Source organism: Promicromonospora sp. NPDC110617 (assembly GCF_055598465.1).
Genome location: NZ_JBVKBM010000003.1, coordinates 639,671 through 659,214, shown reverse-complemented (window position 1 = coordinate 659,214; position 19,544 = coordinate 639,671). Strand labels below are relative to the sequence as shown.

Here is a 19,544-nt window from a genome sequence, read left to right as displayed (position 1 = left end):
CGGAGGACCCCATGGTGGGGTGGCTCAGAACGGTGGTTCACCAGGCTCCGTGCGCACGGCGGCGGCGGCCGGGTCGTCGGCATCGGAGGGGCACGGGCGGCGTCCGCTCTGGCGCTCGTGGGTTCCGAGGAGGTGTCGGGTGTCGTCGGTGAGGCTGGTGATGTCGTTGCTGACGTGGCCTACCTGGGTGGCGGGTCGGGTGTAGGTGTGGCCGGTGGGTGCGGTCCAGGTCGTGGTTCCGGTGTGGGGGTCGCGGGTGACGTTCCAGCCGTGGTGGGTCTTGGCGAGGTGGTGGGCGCGGCACAGGGGTTGCAGGTTGGTGGCGCGGGTCTGTCCGGGGGTGCCGGGTGGTTGGGTGGTGGGGTCGAGGTGGTGGTCGTAGGGGTGGATGTGGTCGAGGTCGGTCCAGCGGGCGGGTCGGTCGCAGTGGGGGAAGCAGCAGGTCTGATCCCGGGCGGTGACGGCGTGGCGGAGGGTCTTGCCGGGTTGGTAGGTGGTGGTGGAGTAGTCGGTCAGGATGCCGGTGACCGGGTCGGTGATGAGGCGTTGCCAGGTGGCGTCGGTGGCGATGCGGGCGGCGGTGTCGGCGGGGATGGGGCCGTAGTCATCGAGGTGGCCGGGGGTGTTGTCCAGGTCGAGGAGCGTGGTGGCCGGGACGGTGACTCTGATCTGTGGTCGTGTGGTGATGACCTGGACGTTGGTGCCGCCGCACAGGCATCCGCCGCAGGTGCAGCCGGTCGCGGGCGCGGTGGTGCGCGGCAGAGCGGGATCCGGTGCCGAGCTCGGCGCAGGCGTGCCCGTGCCCGTGCCGGTGACTGTGCCTGTGGTCGTGTCGTTGGTGCTCGTGCCCGGTGCAGCACTGGGGTCGGGTGCGCATTCGGGTGTGGGTGGGACGATGATGCGGCCGGTGGTGATGGCGACGAGAGCGTCGGCGCGGGCTTGGGTGAGGGTGCGGGTGTTGCCGGGGGTGCGGCGCAGGGTGTGGGCGGCTTGTTCGACCGCGTCCCAGATGGCGGCCGCGTCGGTGGCGGGCAGGTTCGCGGTGATCCAGGCCATGGAGTTGTCGGCGGGGTCGAGGTAGACGGCGCGGCGGGTGATCGCGTGCCGGGTTACCTCGGTGGTGCCGTGCAGGTGGGTGGCGTGCTGGTTCATCTTGTCGCGCAGCCAGCGGCGGGTGTGGTCGGGGGCTTGGGGGAGGTAGTGGGTGATGGCTTGGTCGCGTTCGGCGATGGTGAGGGGGTTGCCGGCGTGCAGCAGGATGTCGGCTTTGGCGGTGTCGATGGTGCCGGTGTGGAGGGCGTTCATGACCTGGGGGTGCTGGGCCAGGCCGGTGCCGCGGGCGAGGAGCTTGTTTGCTTCGGTCTGCGGGACTCGCAGGCGGGCGCTGATCTCGGCGGCGGCGGCGTTGTGCTCGGCGGTCCACCCGCGGCGTCGAGCGATCTCGCCGGTGGCGCGGGACTGCATCGCGGTCGCCCAGGAGATGATGTCCTGCCAGCGGGCCGCGACGTCGAGCAGGTCGGCGTCGTCGGTGTCCGCGACCTCGACCCGTGCCAGGGCGGCGACCAGCGCCGCACCCACCGGCATGCCATCGAGCCCCAGCAGTCCGTCGAGCCCCGGAGGTTCGGCTGGAGGGGCCACTTCGGCTGGCGCATGCAGGTCGACGGCATCGGTGCCGGCAGCGAGCCCGTCGGCCGAAGCGGTGATGGCTCCGGGAGGGTACGAGGGTGTGGCATTGACGAGGGCAGTGTTCGTGGGCGAGGTGGTCGAGTCGGCGTTGGTGCGAGCGGCATCGTCGTGGCCCGTCCAGGTGACGATGACCTGGGGCCCGGATGCCTGGTGGTCGAGGGGGAACGAGGCCCAGCCGAGGGAGAGCGTCGCTGCGCACGCGGTCGGACTCAGGCCGGACCCGGCGAGAGATTGCAGGGACCGCTCGACGGCAGTGAGTGGGTGCTCGCCCTCGCCCTGAATCCTGTCCATGCTCTCCTCCTCGAATCTGCCTCGCCCAACAGTTGATCTCAAACATCACTTACAGATCGAATATATGTTCGATGTCTTGCGATCGCATCTCCAGACCCGAAGTTGTGGAAAACCTGTCCCGCCTGGCGCGGTCAGCTCCGGCGACTCGGGTCGGGCCCAGCAGTAGGCCGGCCGGTCGTGGCCGGTGCACGGGAAAACCTAGCTCTACCCACTGACACGGCCCCACCCACGGGCGACGCCCGGTCCGCCGCCCGCCAGTCGGCGCGAGATCCCAGCGAGACACCACCTCGTCCGCCGGAACACCGCTGCTAGCATCCCGTCCGTGACTCCGATCCGTTCCGTCCTGCCGCCCCCGGTCGTCTGACCGGAGCGGCACCACGACCGGCCCGGCACGGGCCGGCTACGGGGCGTGCTCCGAGACGTTTTCCCACCCTCCGGGACGACTGACGGAACCCCAGGACCTCCTCGCGCGAGCTCCCCGTCGGCCCTCCGGGCCCCTCGGAACACACCGGGACCTACCGGTCCCGTCAGGAGCACACATGTCATCACCTCGAAGCGGGCTGCTTCTCGTCTGTCTCGCCGGCGTCCTCTGGGGTACCGGCGGCCTCGGTCTGGAGATCCTGCGCGGCCACTCGTCGATGTCCGTCCTCACGGTCAGCGCGTACCGCATGCTCATCGCCGCCCTCGCCCTGGTCGCGGCGTCGTTCGTCCTGCGCCGGGGGCCGCGGCTCGCGGCCCTGGTGCGCGCGCACCCGGCGCGCGCCGTCCTCGTGGGCCTGGGGACGGGCGCCTACCAGGCGCTGTACTTCGGGTCCGTGGCGACCGCGGGCGTCACCGTCGCCACGGTCGTCAGCCTGGGCCTCGCGCCGGTCCTCCTCGCCGCGGTCGACCTCCTCCGGGCCCGACGGCGGACGGCGGTCCGCCGGCGCTCCACCCTGCGCCTCGGGCTGGTCGTCTCCGCCGCGCTGTCCGGCCTCGTGCTGGTCAGCGCGGCGTCCGGCGCCGATGCAGTAGGGACCCGCCCGGTGCTCGGCCTGCTGCTGGCCGTCGCCTCAGGCTCGGTCTACGCCGCGACGACCGCGCTCGGCGGCACCCTGCTCGCGTCGCCGGACGTCGACCCGCTCGCGTTGACCACGGTGGCGACGACGGCGGGCGCTGTCGGCCTCGTCCCGGCGGCGCTGGCCGGGGGTGGGCCGTTCGTCACGAGCGACCCGGTAGCGCTTGGCACGCTGGTCTACCTCGGCGTGTGCACGATGGCTCTCGCGTACGGGCTGTTCTACGCCGGGCTGCGCACGACCCGGAGCGGCGCAGCCGTGGTCGCGACGCTGCTGGAGCCCGTGACGGCGGCGGTCGCGGCCGCGGTCGTGCTGGGGGAGCGGCTCGGTCCGGCCGGGATCGTCGGCTCGGTGCTCATCCTGGCTGCGGTGGCCGGGCTGGACGAGGCGTAGCCGGCGCGCTCAGGCGTACGACCAGCGTCCGTCCTGGCGCGGCCTCTGCTGCGCCGGGGCGGACGCGTCGTGCTCGACGGCGGTCATCTGGCCGGTGTTGTACTGGTCCGCGATGTACTGGCTGAACTGGCCCGAGTCGAGGGTGTGCGCGTTGTCCTCGTAGTCGTACTCGGTGTAGCTGCCCTGGGTGCCGTAGCCGCCCGGCGCTGCCGGAGCGGCGGCCGGTGCCGCCGCGTGCGTCCCTGCGGGTGCGGGGTACGCGGCCGGTGCGGTACCCGCGGCGGTCGCGCCCGGGTACGAGCCCGAGCCGTACGCCTGCTGGCCGACCCCGTAGTCCAGCTCCGAGCCTGCCGCGTACTGCGGTTGGTATGCCGTCGGCTGGTACCCCGTCCCGTAGCCGGGCTGGGCGCCGGTCTGCGTCACGGTGTCGGCGGCCGGCTGGTACGACGGGTAGGCGCCCGTGTTCACCTGCTGCGCGGCGGGCTGCCAGAGGTCTGCCGGGGGGTTCGGCGAGTCGAACGACGGCGTCGCGCCGGCCAGGCTGTGGGCCGCCTGATTCTGTGCGAGCTGATCTTGTGCGAGCTGATCTTGTGCGAACTGGTTTCGCGCCGCGAACAGCGCCGACGCCCCGGCGTCCGGCTGCACGCCGTTCAGCTCGCCGTGGATCCGGCCGGCGAGGTTGGCGGCGATGGCGAACCGCAGCGGGGCGAGGGAGTCCACCGACATCGTGCCCGTCACCGCGGGCGGGGGGAGGAACGCGAAGACCTCGTCGTCGCCGAGCAGCATCCCCTGGTCGAGCGCCGCGTTGAGCGTCTCCTCGAGGAGGTACTCGGCGCGCCCGTCCTCGCCCTCCAGGTCGGCGAACATGTCGTCCATCGAGCTCCAGCGGCGTTCCAGCGTGCCCTCGACCGTGTCGAGGAACCACCACCCGTCCTGCGACTCGAGGAACATGTCGCCGAAACAGGAGGCGAAGCGTGGCGTCTTGCCACCTGTTCCTCTCCACGACCAGGACGACAGCGCGAACTCGTAGGCGTCAGGTGCGAATTCTCGGATCAGGTGCACCTTGCGAATGTTGCCACGGTCACACTCCGAGCAAAAGGGGCGTACTGGATATGTAACGATTCGGCTCGGGCGAAATCACCCAGTATTTTCCTCCCGGAAACACTTGGTGCCCGTCGGCCGGTGATCGCTAGCGTCGGGCCATGGAGCGCACCGACAGCAATGCCAGGGAGATCCAGGAGAACGCCCAGGAGAACGCCAGGCAGAGCCCTGGCTGCGATCAGCTCGCGCTCGACGCGCGGGTCCAGGAGTACTACGCGGGCCTGACCGGCTGGGACGAGCACGCCCGGCTCACCGCCCGCTCCGCGCAGGGCCCGCTCGAGCACCGCAGGACCCAGGAGCTGGTGCGGCAGCGCCTGGCCCCGGGCGCGCGGGTGCTCGACGTCGGGGGTGCCACCGGCGTGCATGCCGCACCGCTCGCCGCGGACGGTTACGACGTGCTGCTCGTGGACCCCGTCGCCGAACAGGTCGCGCGGGCCGCGGAGCACGGCACCTTCGCCGCGCGCGTCGGGGACGCCCGCGACCTCGCCGCGCCGGGCCTGGCCCTGGCGGACGATGCGTTCGATGCCGTCCTGCTGCTGGGCCCGCTCTACCACCTCGCGTCGCGCGCCGACCGGCTGCGGGCGCTGCGGGAGGCCGTGCGCGTGACCCGGCCCGGCGGCACGGTCGTCGCCGCGGGGATCACTCGGCTCGCGGCGCTGGTGGGCGGTGGGTACGAGCAGTTCGGTCCGCCCGCCTGGCAAGCGGTCCTGGAGCGCGGCGAGGCGCCGTCCGACATCGCGTTCCCCGCGGCGCACTTCCACGACGCCGCGGAGCTCGCGGGGGAGGCGACCGAGGCGGGGCTGACCGACGTCGTCGTGCACGGGGTCGAGGGACCGGCCGGCGGGGCGCTGGAACGGGTGCCGCTCACCGACCTGGAGGCGTCCGCGCTGATCGACGCCGCTCTCACGCTCGCCCGCGCCCTGTCGACCACGCCCGGGGTCGCGGACATGAGCCAGCACGTCCTGGCGATCGGTACGGTCGCACCATGAGCGCCGAGACCAGCCCTGCGACGAGCACCGAGATCCCCCGGACCGACCCGCCCCTGGCCGCCGACGAGATCACCATGCTGCGCTCGTTCCTCGACTTCTACCGTGCCACGATCCGGCGCCAGTGCGCGGGTCTGGCGGCGGAGCAGCTCCGCACGCCCCACCCGCCGTCGACCATGACGCTCGCCGGGATGCTCAAGCACCTGGCGTACGTCGAGGACTTCTGGTTCTCGGTGCGGCTCCTGGGGAACGATCCCGCGCCGCCGTGGGACACGGTCGACTGGTCCGCCGACCGCGACTGGGACTGGAACAGCGCCCTGACGGACTCCCCGGAGAGCCTGACCGCGCTGTTCGACGGCGCCGTCGCCGCCTCCGAGCGGATCCTCGGCGACGTGGTGGGCCAGGGCGGGGGCCTGGACCAGGAGGTCGCGCGCCCGGCCGGCCACGCCGGGCACGGCGGGCGGGTCACGCTGCGCTGGATCCTGGTGCACATGGTCGAGGAGTACAGCCGGCACGCCGGACACGCGGACCTGCTGCGCGAGGCGCTGGACGGCGCGACCGACCTGTAGCAGGAGCCCGTAGAACTTGTAGAAGGAGCTCAGAACAGGAACCACGCGTAGTCGGCGGCCTCGAGCACGATCCAGAAGCGCAGGAACCGCCCGACCAGTCCCGTGCTCAGGAACAGCCACATCCGCACGCGCAGCACCCCCGCGACCACCGACATGACCATGAACGGCGGGAGCCCCGCGAACGCCGAGGCGAAGAGCACCACGCCGAGGTAGACGGGGCGCCCGTCTGTGCGGTCGCGCCAGCGCGTCATCGCGGCCGCGATCTTGGGCGAGTCGAGCTTGCTGCGCAACCACGGCAGTCGCGTGGTCCCGGCGCCGGCCCAGTACCAGAGCAGCTTGCCGGTGATCTGACCGACGGCGGCGACGGCGGCCAGCACGACGCTCGGGTACGTCTGGTCGGCGGCGGCGACCGCGAGGTACGCCTCCAGGGCCAGGAACGCCGCGACGGCGGCGCCCGCCGAGTAGAAGAAGGTGGACAGCAGGAGCATCGGGCCGGGTCTGTCCTCAGCAGGAGGGTCGCGAGCTGCAGGGTTGAGGGCTGCAGGGCCGCGAGGCGGGTGGCTGCATGACGGTGGAGCTCGGCCGAGTGGCCGGCGTCACATCGTGACGGTAGCGCCTACGGTCACGAGCTGCCGAATCAAGGCCTCCGCGGGCGGCGCGGGCGGGCCGACGGTGAGCGCCATGACGCGCCGCAGCGCCCCGGGCAGGGGAGCGGAGGCGATCCCCGGGTGCCGGTGGGCCAGCAGGGTCAGCCCCGGCAGCAGGCTCACGCCCGCCCCGGCGGCGACCAGGGCCTGCACGGCCACGTAGTCGTCGGTCTCGAACGCGATGCGGGGCGCGAAGCCGACGGCGGCGCAGCGGGCGACCATGTCCGCGCGGCAGCGTTCGCAGCCGGCGATCCAGTCGGCGTCGTCCAGGGCCTTCAGGTCGGGGACGACGCCGGGCCCCGGCGCGGCGTCGAGGTCCGCGGCCGTCACGAGGTTGACCGGCTCCTCCAGGATCGTGGTCGACTCGAACCGCGACAGGTCGTCCATGGAGCGGGCGTGCCGCACGTCGATGTGCTCGAACACCAGCGCGACGTCGACCGCCCCGGACTGCAGCGCGGCGACGGCGTCCGGCGGCTCGTGCTCGACCAGGCCCACGGACAGGCCGGGGTGCTCCTGCACGAGCCGGGCGACGGCGTCGGGCACGAGGGTGGCCAGGGCGGAGGGGAAGGCGGCGAGGCGGGCGCGGCCCGCCCGCAGCCCGGCCAGGGCGTCGAGCTCGCGGCGCGCGCCCTCGACGCGGCCCAGGATCTCCTCGGCGCGGTTGGCGAGCAGACGGCCGGCCTCCGTGAGGCGGACGCCGCGGCCGTGCCGCTGCAGCAGGGGGATGCCGGCGTCCGCCTCCAGGCGGGACAGGTGGTGGCTCACCGACGGCTGGGCGTAGTGCAGCTCCTTCGCCGCGGCCGTGACGGAGCCCGTACGGGCCACCGCCGCGAGCACCCGCAGCCGGGTGAGGTCGAGCTCTGCGGTCATGACACCAGGCTAGCGCAGAAAGATAGGTGCTATCGATCGAAAGTCCAAGTAACAAGTATTGGACCTATGGGTCATGGGCGGGTCACGCTGGATTCATGATGGTCGCGCCCGCTCCAGACGCCTCCCGCACGCACGTCTCGATCGCCGACGTGCTGGCCGCGCAGTCGCGCCTCGACGGCACCGTGGTCCGCACCCCGGTGGGCCAGTACCCCGACGTCGACCGGGCGGCCGGCACCACCGTCGTCGTCAAGCACGAGAACCAGCAGCGCACCGGGGCCTTCAAGGCCCGCGGCGCCACCAACCTCCTGCTGTCCCTGTCGGACGCCGAACGGGCCCGCGGCGTCGTCGCCTACTCCACCGGCAACCACGCCCAGGGCGTCGCCTACGCCGCCCGCCTGACCGGCACCGCCTGCACCATCGTCATGCCCGACGACCCCAACCCCGTCAAGCTCCGGGCCGTGCTCGACCAGGGCGCCGACGTGCTGCTGCACGGCGCCACGTTCGACGACGCCCGCGCGCAGGCCACGGCGCTCGCGGCCGCCTCCGGGGCACGGCTGGTGGGCGCCGCGAACGAGCCCACGATTATCGCCGGCGTCGGCAGCCTCTACCTCGAGCTGTTCCAGCAGGCTCCCGGCCTCGACGTGCTCATGGTCCCCGTCGGCGGCGGGTCCGGTGCCGCCGCGGCGGGCCTGGTCGCCTCCGCCGTCGCGCCCGGCACCGAGGTGATCGGCGTGCAGTCCGCCGCGTCACCCGCCGCGCACGACTCCTGGCACGCCGGGACGCTCCTGGAGCGCGCCAACACCACCCGCGCCGAGGGCCTCGCCGTCGGCTGCGGGTTCGAGGTCACGCAGGGGCTCATGCGCCGGCACCTGGCCGACTTCGTGCTCGTCACCGACGAGCAGATCAGCGATGCCCAGCAGCTCTACCTCACCGGAGCCCACACGGTCGCCGAGGGCGCCGGGGCCGCCGCGCTCGCCGCCGTCCTGGCCGACCCGGAGCGGTTCGCGGGCCGCCGCGTCGGCGTCGTCTGCACGGGTGGGAACGCGAGCGGTGACGAGCTGCGGCGCGCCCTGGAGCGCGTCGGCGCGCCCGCTGCCGACGGACCCGCCCCCGACTAGGCTCGGCCGCATGGCCCGCTACTTCGACGTCCACCCCGTGGACCCTCAGCCGCGCGCGGTCGCGCAGGTGGTCGCGATGCTGCGCGACGACGCCCTGATCGCCTACCCGACCGACTCCTCCTACGCGCTGGGCTGTCGCATGGAGTACCACGACGGCGCGGACCGCATCCGCAGCATCCGGCGGCTCGACGACAAGCACCACTTCACGCTGGTGTGCTCGGACTTCGCCCAGCTCGGCCAGCTCGTCAAGCTGGACAACTCCGCGTTCCGGGCCATCAAGGCCGCCACGCCCGGGCCCTACACGTTCATCCTGCCCGCCACCGCGGAGGTGCCGCGCCGGCTCGCGCACCCCAAGAAGAAGACCGTGGGCGTGCGCATCCCCGAGTCCGCCGTCACCCAGGCGCTGCTCCGCGAGCTCGGTGAACCCCTGCTGTCCTCCACCCTGATCCTGCCGGACCACGCCGAGCCCCTGACCGACGGCTGGACCATCAAGGAGGAGCTCGACCACGTGCTCGACGCCGTGGTCGACGGCGGTGATGCCGGGACCGAGCCGACCACCGTCGTCGACTGGTCCGACGGTTATCCACAGGTCGTCCGAGAAGGTGCCGGCGACCCCGCCCGTTTCGAATAGCCTGGGCGTCATGACCGACCCCACCGGGCTCGAGCAGGCCCGCACCAAGATGACCCAGGCAGGCGTGGCACCCGCCGCGATCGAGACGTTCACGCGCTTCTACCACCTGCTGGAGTCCGGCGAGACCGGCCTGATCCGCGAGAACGACATCGACCCCCTGGTCGACATCCCGAACCGAGCCGAGCTCACCATCAGCGACGACGACGCGGCCGCCGCCCTGGCGCAGACCGCGATGCTCAAGCTCAACGGCGGGCTCGGCACGTCCATGGGCATGGACCAGGCCAAGTCGCTGCTGCCCGTCCGTGAGGCGCCCGACGGCGACGGCGAGCTGCTGACCTTCCTCGACATCATCGTCGGCCAGGTCCGCGCCGCCCGGCAGGCCACCGGGGCCCGCCTCCCGCTGCTGTTCATGAACTCCTTCCGCACCCGCGACGACTCGCTCGCCGCCCTGGAGCGGTACGCCGACATCGCGGTGGACGGCCTGCCCGTCGACTTCCTGCAGAACCGCGAGCCCAAGCTGCTGGCCTCGGACCTCACGCCCGTCACCTGGGAGAAGGACCCCGACCTCGAGTGGTGCCCGCCCGGGCACGGCGACCTCTACCCGGCGCTGCACGCCTCCGGCGTCGTCACCGCCCTCCTGGACGCCGGTTTCCGGTACATGTGCGTCTCCAACTCCGACAACCTCGGCGCCACCCCCGACGCCACCATCGCCGGCTGGTTCGCCGCCTCGGGTGCCCCCTACGCCGCCGAGCTGTGCCGCAAGACCGCCGCGGACGTCAAGGGCGGCCAGCTCGTGGTCCGCAAGGCCGACGGCCGCATCGTCCAGCGTGAGACCGCGCAGACCCACCCTGACGACGTCGCCGCGTCCCTCGACGCCACCCGGCACCCGTTCTTCCACACCAACAACCTCTGGTTCGACCTCCAGGCGCTGGCGGCGGAGCTGGAGCGCACGGGCGGCGTGCTCGAGCTGCCGCTGATCCGCAACGACAAGACGGTCGACCCGTCCGACGCGTCGTCGCCCGCCGTCGTGCAGATCGAGTCCGCCATGGGCGCCGCCGTCGCCGTCTTCGAGGGTGCGACCGCCATCGAGGTGGAGCGGTCCCGGTTCCTGCCGGTCAAGACCACGAACGACTTGCTGGTGCTGCGCTCGGACGTCTACACCCTCACGGCCGACTACCGGCTCGAGGCCCAGGTTCCCGCGCCGCTCGTGGACCTCGACAAGGCGCACTACAAGCTGATCGACGGCTTCACGCAGCGGTTCGCCGCGGGCGCGCCGTCGCTGCGCGCCGCCGACTCGCTCACCGTCCGCGGCGACTGGACCTTCGGTTCGGGCGTGCGGGCCGAGGGCAAGGCCGAGCTGTCGGGCGAGGGCGGCACGGTGCCGGACGGCGCGACGATCGGCGCCGAGGGCTTCTGAAGCGCTGAAGGCGGGGCGTGGTCGGTAGGACGTCAGGTGGTCGGCAGAAGGTCAGGTGGTCGGCAGTCCGAGCTGCCGACCACCTGACCTTCTGCCGACCGTCCTGTTCTGCGGGTCCCTACCGTTCGGCGGGTCCCCACTGCTCGGCGGGTATCAGTCCGACGTGGTGGTGCGCCACGTCTCCTCGATCGTGACGATGCGCTCGCGCAGCGCCGTGGGGTCGGCGTCCGGGGGCACCGGCCCTGCGGTGGCGGCGTCGGCGAGCCAGTCGGCCCAGGCCTGCCAGCGCGGCAGGTAGAGGTCGCGCACCAGGCCGTGCCAGTGTCGGCCCGAGTAATCGTGCAGGCCGTTGTGCTGTCCGCCCCAGACGCTGACCAGGCTGCGCGCCTCGCGTTCCATCGCGTCCCGTTCGGCGGCGGTGTCGCCCCAGGCGCGGGCGGCGTCGATCCAGGTGCGCACCCGGCTTTCCGGGCGGACGGCGGCCAGGGCGTCCAGCGCCAGCAGGTCGGCCCGCAGGCGTCCCATGTGGTCGCGGACGCCGTCGGGGTCGCCGTCCCGCGCCGCCGCGAGGATGCCCCGCACGTGCGCGCGGGTGCCCTGGGCGAGGACATGCCCGGTCAGGTCGGCGATGTCGGCGTCGAGGACGTCGAGGGCATCGGTGCCAGGGGCCGCGGCGGCCCCCACCGTCGCGTCGTCGTCCGGGCCGGAGCCGACACCCTGGGTCGTGCCGACGTCGCGGCCGGCCGACCGGTTCCGCCGGGATCCCCCGGGAGAGAGCAGCTCCCGAACTGCCATCAGGTCGCGCACCGCGTCGGCGAGGCGGGGGAGGGCAGCCTCGATCGCGGGGTCGTTCTCGGCGTCGACATTGGACGACGGCGTCGGCGGCTGCGGACCCGAGATCGCCTCGCCGGCGCTGCGCTGAGCCGGAAACGGGAGCGCGGCGCCCCAGGGCCGGGCGATGACCGGCGTCGGGATCGAGCGGGTGCGACCGGGGCCGTAGAGCATGGAATAAATAGTGTGCCAAGCGCGCAGCGCCACCTCAGCGGCTTCCTGCACCGGGTCACCGGCAGCCCCGGAGTGCGTGAGCCCGTACCGGGTGTCCACGAAGCTCTCCAGCCAGGTGTCGAGGTCGGCGGGGGAGCGCGGGGCGTCGTCCCAGGCGAGATCCGTCGCGAGCTCGTAGAAGACCTCGTTGTTCTCGATCGCCTCGGGGGCGAGGCCGACGCCCCGGAGATGCGCGACGCCGTCGGGCAGGGCGTGCACGTCCCGGACGAGCCCGGCGAGGTCGCCGAACAGGGCGGGCCGGCCGCCGAAGTTGTGCAGCGCGCACCAGACCCAGGGCTGGCCGGCGAGCGGGCCGCCGTCGGCGAGCAGGGCCTTGTGCAGCGGCACGTGCTCGCCCCAGAGGTCGAGGACGAGCGTCCGGTCGGCGGGGACGTCGCGCAGGTACGCCGCCACGCGGTCCGGCGTCCAGAACGCGCCCTTGTAGTGGAACGGCCAGCCCTGCAGCACCCAGACCGGCTCGGGTTCCCCTGCGGCGCGGGCCGCCTCCGCGAGGGCGCGGTACATCCCGCGTCCCACGGCGCGCAGGTACCCGGCGTCGCCCGACGGCGGGACCGACTCGATGTACGGGTCCACCGCGTAGAACCCGGTCCCGGGACCGAGCAGCTCGCGCTGCGCGCGGCCGAATGTCGCGTGCAGACCCTGGAACCGCGCCGACTCGGGGTGCAGCAGCGGGATGCGCCAGCCCTGCCACTCGATCTCGTCGTAGCCGTCCGCGTCGTCGTCGCCGTCCACGTCGTCGCCGTCCGTGCCGTACCCGCCGGAAGCGGGACCCGCGCCCGCGAGCGACGGCGGCACATGCCCGCCGAACCCGGGCAGCACCGGCGTCATCCCGAGCTCACGCATCCGCGCGAGGATCCGCCGGGCCAGGTCGACGCGGTGCTCGGCCCAGCGCGCGGGCACGGGACCGCCGAACGAGTGCATGCCGCCCATGAACGTCCACGGGAAGTGCGCGGCGCCGCCGATCCAACCGGCGGCCTCGGCATCCGGCAGGCCCGCCCGGCGGAAGGTCTCGGCCAGCACCGCCTCGTGCGCCACCAGCATGAGCGGGTGCGTCACGCCGTGCAGCGCCATCCAGTCGATCTCCCGCTCCCAGCGGTCCCAGCCCCAGAACGGCATGGAGTACCCGTAGGTCACCACGTTCAGGTAGTACCGCACGGCGTGCGGGGACGAGACGGCGGTGCGCCGGGCGTCGGGGAGGTGTCCGTCGCTCACCCGCGGGCGTGACCACGTGATCCGCGTGCCCAGGTGCGTGCGTGCGTACCGGCCCAGGGCGACCGACGCCGCCACCGGGTCGGTCGCCCGGATCGTCAGACGGCCGCCCTCGGCCCGGAAGTCGGCCGCGCTCGCCGCCGGGCTGTCGGACGGGTCGATGTCTGTCGGCCGGGCGCGCACCGGTCGCTCGTCCGATGACGCGCTCGAACCGTGCACGGACAGCAGCTCCACCGCGACGCGCGCCGGCTCGAGCCCCGCGCGCCCGGCGACGCCGCGGACGGCGTCGGCCCACGACGGGCCCGTCATACCAGCCCCGCCAACCCCGCCGACCCCAGCGCCCTTGTTGCCCATGCCGGGAAGTCCACCACGCCGACCCCGGCGCGCGACTCCTCGGCGGCGAACGCCATGAGGTGGCTGTCGAGCGCGGTGGCGAACGACAGCTCGCCCGTGCCCACGGTGCCGTCCGCGACGGCCTGGCAGAACGCGTCCATCAGCCCGTCGTCGCCGCCCGCGTGCCCGCGGTGGTCCGCGGCCACGGTGTCGGCGCGGGCGACCAGCGTCCAGGTCGGGTGCCCGAGGGGTCCGGCGACGCCGGAGGACACCACCTCGACGTCCGACCCACGGACCAGCAGCGTGCCCGGGACCAGCAGCGCCTCCGGCAGCGCACCCGACGGCGAGAACAGGTCCACCCGGATCTCGCCCGACCCCATGTGCCCGTGCAGCTGCCCGCGCGTGCCGGTGATCGCGAGGTGCCGGGTGTTCTCGGCGGTGAACGCGGTGGCCGTGAGCGTCGCGGTCAGGCCGGAGGCGAACCGCAGGAGCGTCTGCTGGTGGTCCGCCACGTCGTTGTCGCAGCGGTAGACGCAGCGCCCGTACGGTCCGCGGCGCAGGGCCGCGAGCCGGCCGGCGGGGGAGAGGTCCTCGCCCAGCATCGCTACCGGGTGGCTCGTGACGTCGCGCAGGGCGTCCACGTAGTAGCGCGGCGCGTAGAACGGGCACGACGCCGCAGCGGGGCAGCCGTCGGTGCAGCGCTCGGGCGCGCCGGCGGGGGCGTTCTCCGGCCGGAAGTGCATCAGCGAGCCCTCGCTGGCGACGGCCCGGGGCGCGGCGCCCGCGAGCCAGCGGATCAGGTCGAGGTCATGGCAGGTCTTGGCCAGCACCATCGGGCTCGACCCGGCGGCGTTGCGCCAGTTGCCCCGCACGAACGAGTGCGCGAAGTGCCAGAACCCGATGTTCTCCCGCACCTCGATCGTCGCGAGGTCGCCCAGCGCGCCGGACGCCACGACGGCGCGGACGGTGCGCCAGAAGGGCGCGAACCGCAGCACGTGCCCGACGGCGATCCGGGCACCCGTCCGGCGCACCACCTCGGCCAGGTCGGCGAGCCCGGTCAGCGTGGGGGCGGCGGGCTTCTCCAGCAGCATCGGCAGGCCGGCCTGTGCCACCGCGGCGGCCGCAGGGACGTGGAGCGCGTCCGGCAGGGCGATCAGCACGGCGTCGGGGCGCAGGTGGCCGAGGTCGGCCACCAGGTCGCGCCAGTCGGCGTAGCGGGCCGCCGTCGTGCCGGCCAGGGCGTCCAGCCGGGCGGGCGCCGGGTCCGCCACACCGACGATGCGGGCCCGGTCCGGGTGCGCCCGCACCCAGCGGCCGTAGGCGTCGGCGCCCCGGCCGCCGGCGCCGAGCACGGCCAGGCGGAGTGCTGAGGTCATCGCGCCGTCCTCATCTCTCGGATCCGTTCATCTCTCGGATTCCTTCATCTCTCGGACCCCTGGACCAGGCCCGACACGATGTACCGCTGGGCCAGGAAGAACACGATCACCACCGGCACCGTCACCGCGATGGACCCGGCCAGCAGCACCGTCACCGGCACCTGGAAGTCGCCGAGCTGCGCGATGCCGAGCGGCGCCGTCCAGAGGTCGCGGTGCTGCACCAGGAACAGCAGGGCGTAGAAGTACTCGTTCCAGGCGATCATGAACACGTAGATGGCGGTGGCCACCACGCCCGGGACGGCGATCGGCAGCACCACCCGGACCAGGAGCTGGCCGAGCGAGCAGCCGTCCATGATCGCGGCCTCCTCGACGCTGGCGGGCAGCGCCAGGAAGAAGTTCCGCATCATGTACAGCGCGACCGGTACCGTGGCCGCCACGTACACGATCAGCAGGCCCACCAGGGAGCTGGTCAGTCCCAGCCGGGACAGGATCACGAACTTCGGCACCGCGAGCACGATCCCCGGGAACAGGTAGACCGCCAGGATGATGCCGTTCGTGACGGCCCGGCCCCGGTACCGCAGACGGGCGGCGGCGTAGGCGCCGAGCACGCAGACCACGATGCTCAGCACGACGGTCCCCAGGGCGACGCCCAGGGAGTTGAGCACGAACCGGCCCAGCCCGAATCCGCCGTCGGCCTCGTCCCGCATGGCCGTGCCGAACGCGGACAGGTCCAGGGTGGTCGGCAGACCCAGCGGGTCGCGGGTCACCTCCCCGTACGGGCGCAGGGAGAGGACGACGCCGTACGCGACCGGGCCCAGCGACCACAGCAGCGCGATCGCGACGACGACGGCGCGGCCCGCGCGCGCCGCGGGGGTGGGGCGGATGCCGCTCATGATGCGCCTCTCATGATTCGTCCGTCCGGCGGGACAGCACCACGTACCCGATCAGCAGCACGCCCAGGATCAGGCTCATGAGCAGCCCGAACGCGGCGGCGCTGCCGATGTCGGCCTTGGTCACGAGCTCCGTGTAGACCTGGATGGCCATCACCTGGGTGCTCCCGGCGCCCTCGGTGAGCAGGTAGACGTCGTCGAAGCTCTGGAACGACCAGATGAACCGCAGCAGCAGGAGCAGCAGCGCCACGGCCCGCAGCTGCGGCAGCAGGATGAAGCGCAGGTTCTGGCGCCGGTTCGCGCCGTCGAGCGCCGCGGCCTCTTCGATCTCGCCGGGCACCGACTGCAGCCGGGCGGTGAGGAAGAGGAACGCGAGCGGCGCGGACTTCCAGATGTCGAACAGCACCACCACCAGCAGCGCGACCGGCACGGGGAGGCCCCAGACGTCGGCGGAGGTGGTGCTGAGGAAGCCCACCGGCGTGTCCCAGCCGAGGTAGGCCCGTCCGAACGCGTTCACGACGCCGTACTGCGGGTTCAGCATCGTCTTCCAGATGGTCGCGGCGGCGACGACGGGCAGCACGTACGGCACCAGCAGCAGGGCGCGGACGAGCCCGCGGCCGGCGAACGGGCGGCGCAGTGCGAGGGCCAGCACCAGGCCGACGGCCAACGACCCGGCCGCCGTCAGGCCCGCGTACAGGACCGTGGTCCACAGAGCGCCCCAGAACGCCTGCGACGCCGCCGCGCGCCGGAAGTTGTCCAGCGACCACTCGATCGGCTCCGTGCCGAGGAACGGGATGTCGACCAGCCGGATCTCCGAGAAGCCGAACACCACCACCAGCGCGAACGGCAGGAGCACGACCACGGCGACGACCGCCAGGGACGGCGAGACGAGCAGCCAGCCGGAGCGGTTCTCGCGCCGGGCGCGCCCCGTCGTCCGGGCGGCGACGGGGTGCACGACCCTGGCGCGGGCCGCCGGCGCGCGCCAGGGCGTCACTGGTCCTGCTGCAGCGCCGTCACGTCGGCGGCCATCTGCCCGGTCACGTCGGCGGGGTCGGTGCCGCGGTACAGCGGGTCGAGCTGCTGCGCGAGGGTGCCCTGCGTGGCGACGAGGCCGGCGAGCGTCGCGTCCGGCGTGCCCTGGCCCCAGCGCGCGACGGCGGACATGCCCTCGCCCATGGCGGTGACCAGGTCGTCGCCGTACACCTCGGCGACCGACGACTCGACCTTCGGCCCGAACCCCAGGCCGCCCCAGGCGTCCAGGTACTCGGTCGGGTTCTCGGGCGTCCCGGTCCGCAGGGGGAGGCGGCCCTCCGTCGCGACGGCGAGCGTGTCGGCGTAGCCCTCGCCGAGCACGAACTCGACGTACTGCCGGGCCTCGTCGGCGTTCGCGTGGGCCGGGACCGCGTAGGCGAGGGTGGCGCCGAACTGGGCGGGCGCGGCGTCGTCCGCGGACGAGGCCGCGGCAGCGGGCGGGTCCAGCACGGTGATGAAGCCGGAGTTCTTGGCGAGGAACTCCGGGTCGTCGGCGCACTGCTCGCACGACGGCGGCACCGCCTCGTCGAGGTTCGCGAGCTCGTCCAGGATGTGGGTCGAGAACAGCAGCATGGCGGCGTCACCCGCCAGGTAGGCGGCGCGCGCCGACTCGACGTCGTAGTCGCCCGCGACCGACGAGTCGCGCAGCTCCTTGAAGAGCCCCGCGGCCTCGGCGCACTCGGGCGAGTCGACGGTCACCTCGCCGTCGGACACGAGCTGGCAGCCCGCGGACTGGAAGATCGACTCGATCCCCTCCGTGCCCGACGCCGTGCCGGACTGCGTGCCCAGGGCGATGCCGGTGACGTCCAGCTCCTTCTTGACGGTCGTGGCGGCCTGCGCCAGCTCCGCGACTGTGGTGGGCACCTCGACGCCCGCCTCCTGGAGCAGGTCGGTGCGGTAGGCGATCAGGTGCACCCAGCCGTCGCTGGGGACGGCGGCGATCGTGTTCTCGCCGGTGTCGACGTCCTGCACGGTGACCGCGCCGAGCGCGTTCTCGTTGAACGTGGCGGGGTCCAGGGCGTCGAGGGTCTCCTGGACGACGTCGGTGTCCAGGAGACCCTGGGACTGCCAGGAGGTGACCTGCGAGGCCCCCGCGAGGATCACGTCGGGCACCTCGCCCGACGCGGCCCCGGTGACGAGGGCCTGGTCCTGGTCGGCCGCGGCGAGCGGGACCACGTCGACCTCGATGCCGGTCTCCTGCGTGAACCGTTCGGCGACCGCCTCCTGGGCGGCGACCCGTTCGGGCGTGGACTGCGGTGTCCAGAAGGTGATGGACCCGGACTGCTCCTCGGCGGGCGCGCCGCACGCGGCGAGCAGGGCGGCGGTGGCGGTCAGTGCGACGACGGCGACGGACGGGCGGATGCGACGGTGCATGGTCGTTCCCTCCACGGTGCGGGCCTTGCTTGCGGGCACGTGCTGGGTGCCCCAGAGACTTCACCCCGTCGTGGGACCAGTCAAGGACGACGCGCCGGGGACGCCGGGACGGGCACGTCCACGACGCGGGCGTCGCCGACCACGGGGGCCAGGGTGCCGGCCGAGGCGGCAGCGACGTCCGCGACCAGGGTCTCGACCTGGTCCTTCGGCACGAGGAGGCGCAGCCGCGCGACGGCGTCGTAGGCCGGCGGCTCCATGACCGAACCGTGCGCGGACGCCCAGTCGCGAAGCATGTTGTCGATCCGACCGGCGTCGGCGTGGGGGACCGGGACCTCGGTCTCCAGGAGCAGCTCGCGACGCAGCAGGACGCCGGTCGCGGCGGCCTCGTCCAGGGCCGCGGCGACCGCGCCGGAGTAGGCGCGCACGAGCCCGCCCGCCCCCAGCTTCACGCCGCCGAAGTACCGGGTGACGACGGCGACCAGGTCCGTGAGGCCGCGATGCCGCAGGACCTCCAGCATCGGGACGCCGGCGGTGCCGCTGGGTTCCCCGTCGTCGGAGGAGCGGGCCTGGTCGGCGCGCATGCCGAGGACCATCGCGACGCAGTGGTGCCGCGCGTCCCAGAGCTCCTTGCGCAGACGCGCGATGACGGCGTCGGCCTCCGCGGCGCTGCGGGCGGGCGCGACATGGGCCAGGAACCGGGACTTCTTGATGACCAGCTCGTGGTCGACGGGGCGGGCGATCGTGCCGGGGAGGTCCACCGGAAGAGCCTATGAGACACCGGGTTCATCCTCCGTGGTTCCCCTTGATTAATAGTGTGCCAAGCGTATATTCAGACCCATGACCAGTGCCGATACCACGTCACCATCAGCCCCGGCCGGGGAGCCCAGCCGCTACCCACGGCCGCCGGTGACCCTCGAGGAGGCCGAGTGGGTGTGGCGGGAGCTGTCCACGGAGGCGATGCGGCCCGGGGCCAAGCCGGAGGCGGCGCGCCTGGCGGTGATCACGGGGCTGGTGCGGGCGACCGGCTCCCGGTACGGGGACCTGCTGCGCGTGCGGGTCGAGGACATCGATCTCGGGCCGGCGCGCGCCAAGGCGACCGAGGGCAGCGTGCTGGTGCGGCACGGCAAGCACCGCACGCCGCGCCGGCACCTGCTGCCGGCCGACCTCGTGGTGCTGCTCAAGCACTGGATGGTGGTGCGCGAGGAGCTCGCGGCCGAGCTGGAGGGGTCGGTGCCGCGTGCGCTGCTGCTGACGGTGCACCACACGCACGACAACGGGACGACCGTCGCGTCCGGACTGCCGATCACGCGGCAGGGCCTGGTGCTGTCGTGGCGGAGGTTCGTGCACCGGACCAATGCCCGCTACGGCGCGCTGCGTCCGCCGCTGCCGACCCGCTTCGAGCAGGTCCGCCGAGCCTGGACGGACGCCGCCCAGGAAGGCTGACAGCGTCGTCGAGTGCTGGGTATCTGCGCTCCTGGCCACCAGGAACGCGCACATACCC

17 protein-coding genes are annotated in these 19,544 nt (G+C 73.2%); 7 read left to right on the top strand and 10 right to left on the bottom strand.

The window, feature by feature from the left end; genetic code table 11:
* Positions 1 to 24: 24 nt before the first annotated feature.
* A complete protein-coding gene (locus ACZ7LE_RS20720) occupies positions 25 to 1,584 on the bottom strand; it encodes an HNH endonuclease (RefSeq protein ID WP_470405123.1) in 1,560 nt (519 codons plus the stop codon).
* Between the two features lie 932 nt (positions 1,585 to 2,516).
* Here ACZ7LE_RS20720 and ACZ7LE_RS20715 point away from each other — a divergent pair.
* Positions 2,517 to 3,425 carry a DMT family transporter gene (locus ACZ7LE_RS20715; protein ID WP_470405122.1) on the top strand — a complete coding sequence of 303 codons (909 nt, stop codon included), beginning with the start codon at positions 2,517 to 2,519 and terminating at the stop codon, positions 3,423 to 3,425.
* Between the two features lie 9 nt (positions 3,426 to 3,434).
* Here the strand turns inward: ACZ7LE_RS20715 and ACZ7LE_RS20710 are convergent, their stop codons facing one another.
* Positions 3,435 to 4,487: a hypothetical protein gene (locus tag ACZ7LE_RS20710; protein WP_470405121.1), complete on the bottom strand. Its 1,053-nt coding sequence runs from the start codon at positions 4,485 to 4,487 to the stop codon at positions 3,435 to 3,437.
* Between the two features lie 140 nt (positions 4,488 to 4,627).
* On the opposite strand from ACZ7LE_RS20710, the gene ACZ7LE_RS20705 reads away from it, so the two are divergent.
* Both ACZ7LE_RS20705 and ACZ7LE_RS20700 read left to right on the top strand, forming a co-directional pair.
* Positions 4,628 to 5,515 (top strand): class I SAM-dependent methyltransferase, encoded by an 888-nt coding sequence (locus ACZ7LE_RS20705; protein ID WP_470405120.1) that lies wholly within the window; start codon positions 4,628 to 4,630, stop codon positions 5,513 to 5,515.
* A complete protein-coding gene (locus tag ACZ7LE_RS20700; RefSeq protein WP_470405119.1) occupies positions 5,512 to 6,081 on the top strand; it encodes a DinB family protein in 570 nt (189 codons plus the stop codon). Before ACZ7LE_RS20705 ends, ACZ7LE_RS20700 begins: the two co-directional genes overlap by 4 nt.
* A 29-nt stretch (positions 6,082 to 6,110) precedes the next feature.
* Here the strand turns inward: ACZ7LE_RS20700 and ACZ7LE_RS20695 are convergent, their stop codons facing one another.
* Entirely contained in the window at positions 6,111 to 6,569 is a 459-nt protein-coding gene (locus ACZ7LE_RS20695; RefSeq protein WP_400547262.1) for a hypothetical protein, read from the bottom strand.
* A gap of 108 nt (positions 6,570 to 6,677) precedes the next feature.
* Complete coding sequence (locus ACZ7LE_RS20690) at positions 6,678 to 7,598, bottom strand: LysR family transcriptional regulator (RefSeq protein WP_470405118.1); 921 nt, start codon at positions 7,596 to 7,598, stop codon at positions 6,678 to 6,680.
* A 95-nt stretch (positions 7,599 to 7,693) separates the two neighbouring features.
* On the opposite strand from ACZ7LE_RS20690, the gene ACZ7LE_RS20685 reads away from it, so the two are divergent.
* Genes ACZ7LE_RS20685 through ACZ7LE_RS20675 form a run of 3 tightly spaced genes read left to right on the top strand, consistent with a single transcriptional unit; the run spans position 7,694 to position 10,764 of the window.
* Positions 7,694 to 8,716, top strand: coding sequence for a threonine ammonia-lyase (locus ACZ7LE_RS20685; RefSeq protein ID WP_470405117.1), 1,023 nt, complete (start codon positions 7,694 to 7,696; stop codon positions 8,714 to 8,716).
* Positions 8,717 to 8,726: 10 nt separating this feature from the next.
* Positions 8,727 to 9,347, top strand: a complete 621-nt coding sequence (locus ACZ7LE_RS20680) for an L-threonylcarbamoyladenylate synthase (protein WP_470405116.1) — start codon at positions 8,727 to 8,729, stop codon at positions 9,345 to 9,347.
* 10 nt (positions 9,348 to 9,357) lie between these two features.
* Positions 9,358 to 10,764 carry a UTP--glucose-1-phosphate uridylyltransferase gene (locus tag ACZ7LE_RS20675; protein WP_470405115.1) on the top strand — a complete coding sequence of 469 codons (1,407 nt, stop codon included), beginning with the start codon at positions 9,358 to 9,360 and terminating at the stop codon, positions 10,762 to 10,764.
* A gap of 153 nt (positions 10,765 to 10,917) precedes the next feature.
* Here ACZ7LE_RS20675 and ACZ7LE_RS20670 read toward each other — a convergent pair whose 3' ends face one another.
* The 6 genes from ACZ7LE_RS20670 to ACZ7LE_RS20645 form a co-directional block, all read right to left on the bottom strand.
* Positions 10,918 to 13,347, bottom strand: a complete 2,430-nt coding sequence (locus ACZ7LE_RS20670) for an alpha-N-acetylglucosaminidase (protein WP_470405114.1) — start codon at positions 13,345 to 13,347, stop codon at positions 10,918 to 10,920.
* Positions 13,344 to 14,747, bottom strand: coding sequence for a Gfo/Idh/MocA family protein (locus tag ACZ7LE_RS20665; RefSeq protein ID WP_470405113.1), 1,404 nt, complete (start codon positions 14,745 to 14,747; stop codon positions 13,344 to 13,346). The genes ACZ7LE_RS20670 and ACZ7LE_RS20665 overlap by 4 nt, the downstream gene beginning before the upstream one ends.
* A 44-nt stretch (positions 14,748 to 14,791) precedes the next feature.
* Positions 14,792 to 15,640: a carbohydrate ABC transporter permease gene (locus ACZ7LE_RS20660; RefSeq protein WP_470405112.1), complete on the bottom strand. Its 849-nt coding sequence runs from the start codon at positions 15,638 to 15,640 to the stop codon at positions 14,792 to 14,794.
* 10 nt (positions 15,641 to 15,650) lie between these two features.
* The gene (locus ACZ7LE_RS20655; RefSeq protein ID WP_470405111.1) at positions 15,651 to 16,631 is read right to left on the bottom strand and encodes a carbohydrate ABC transporter permease; all 981 of its coding nucleotides are present in this window, start codon (positions 16,629 to 16,631) and stop codon (positions 15,651 to 15,653) included.
* Positions 16,628 to 18,043, bottom strand: coding sequence for an ABC transporter substrate-binding protein (locus ACZ7LE_RS20650; RefSeq protein WP_470405110.1), 1,416 nt, complete (start codon positions 18,041 to 18,043; stop codon positions 16,628 to 16,630). The genes ACZ7LE_RS20655 and ACZ7LE_RS20650 overlap by 4 nt, the downstream gene beginning before the upstream one ends.
* Positions 18,044 to 18,123: 80 nt before the next feature.
* The gene (locus tag ACZ7LE_RS20645) at positions 18,124 to 18,801 is read right to left on the bottom strand and encodes an IMPACT family protein (protein WP_470405109.1); all 678 of its coding nucleotides are present in this window, start codon (positions 18,799 to 18,801) and stop codon (positions 18,124 to 18,126) included.
* Between the two features lie 79 nt (positions 18,802 to 18,880).
* Between ACZ7LE_RS20645 and ACZ7LE_RS20640 the strand changes: the two genes are divergently transcribed.
* Positions 18,881 to 19,486: a tyrosine-type recombinase/integrase gene (locus tag ACZ7LE_RS20640; RefSeq protein WP_470405108.1), complete on the top strand. Its 606-nt coding sequence runs from the start codon at positions 18,881 to 18,883 to the stop codon at positions 19,484 to 19,486.
* Positions 19,487 to 19,544 lie beyond the last annotated feature (58 nt).

Excerpts from the sequence above, each read along its gene's own strand:
- ACZ7LE_RS20700 (WP_470405119.1), top strand. The coding sequence starts at position 5,512 with ATGAGCGCCGAGACCAGCCCTGCGACGAGCACCGAGATCCCCCGGACC.
- ACZ7LE_RS20675 (WP_470405115.1), top strand. The coding sequence starts at position 9,358 with ATGACCGACCCCACCGGGCTCGAGCAGGCCCGCACCAAGATGACCCAG.
- ACZ7LE_RS20640 (WP_470405108.1), top strand. The coding sequence starts at position 18,881 with ATGACCAGTGCCGATACCACGTCACCATCAGCCCCGGCCGGGGAGCCC.
- ACZ7LE_RS20685 (WP_470405117.1), top strand. The coding sequence starts at position 7,694 with ATGATGGTCGCGCCCGCTCCAGACGCCTCCCGCACGCACGTCTCGATC.
- ACZ7LE_RS20715 (WP_470405122.1), top strand. The coding sequence starts at position 2,517 with ATGTCATCACCTCGAAGCGGGCTGCTTCTCGTCTGTCTCGCCGGCGTC.
- ACZ7LE_RS20650 (WP_470405110.1), bottom strand. The coding sequence starts at position 18,043 with ATGCACCGTCGCATCCGCCCGTCCGTCGCCGTCGTCGCACTGACCGCC.
- ACZ7LE_RS20665 (WP_470405113.1), bottom strand. The coding sequence starts at position 14,747 with ATGACCTCAGCACTCCGCCTGGCCGTGCTCGGCGCCGGCGGCCGGGGC.
- ACZ7LE_RS20680 (WP_470405116.1), top strand. The coding sequence starts at position 8,727 with ATGGCCCGCTACTTCGACGTCCACCCCGTGGACCCTCAGCCGCGCGCG.
- ACZ7LE_RS20660 (WP_470405112.1), bottom strand. The coding sequence starts at position 15,640 with ATGAGCGGCATCCGCCCCACCCCCGCGGCGCGCGCGGGCCGCGCCGTC.
- ACZ7LE_RS20705 (WP_470405120.1), top strand. The coding sequence starts at position 4,628 with ATGGAGCGCACCGACAGCAATGCCAGGGAGATCCAGGAGAACGCCCAG.
- ACZ7LE_RS20690 (WP_470405118.1), bottom strand. The coding sequence starts at position 7,598 with ATGACCGCAGAGCTCGACCTCACCCGGCTGCGGGTGCTCGCGGCGGTG.
- ACZ7LE_RS20720 (WP_470405123.1), bottom strand. The coding sequence starts at position 1,584 with ATGCCGGTGGGTGCGGCGCTGGTCGCCGCCCTGGCACGGGTCGAGGTC.
- ACZ7LE_RS20670 (WP_470405114.1), bottom strand. The coding sequence starts at position 13,347 with ATGACGGGCCCGTCGTGGGCCGACGCCGTCCGCGGCGTCGCCGGGCGC.
- ACZ7LE_RS20695 (WP_400547262.1), bottom strand. The coding sequence starts at position 6,569 with ATGCTCCTGCTGTCCACCTTCTTCTACTCGGCGGGCGCCGCCGTCGCG.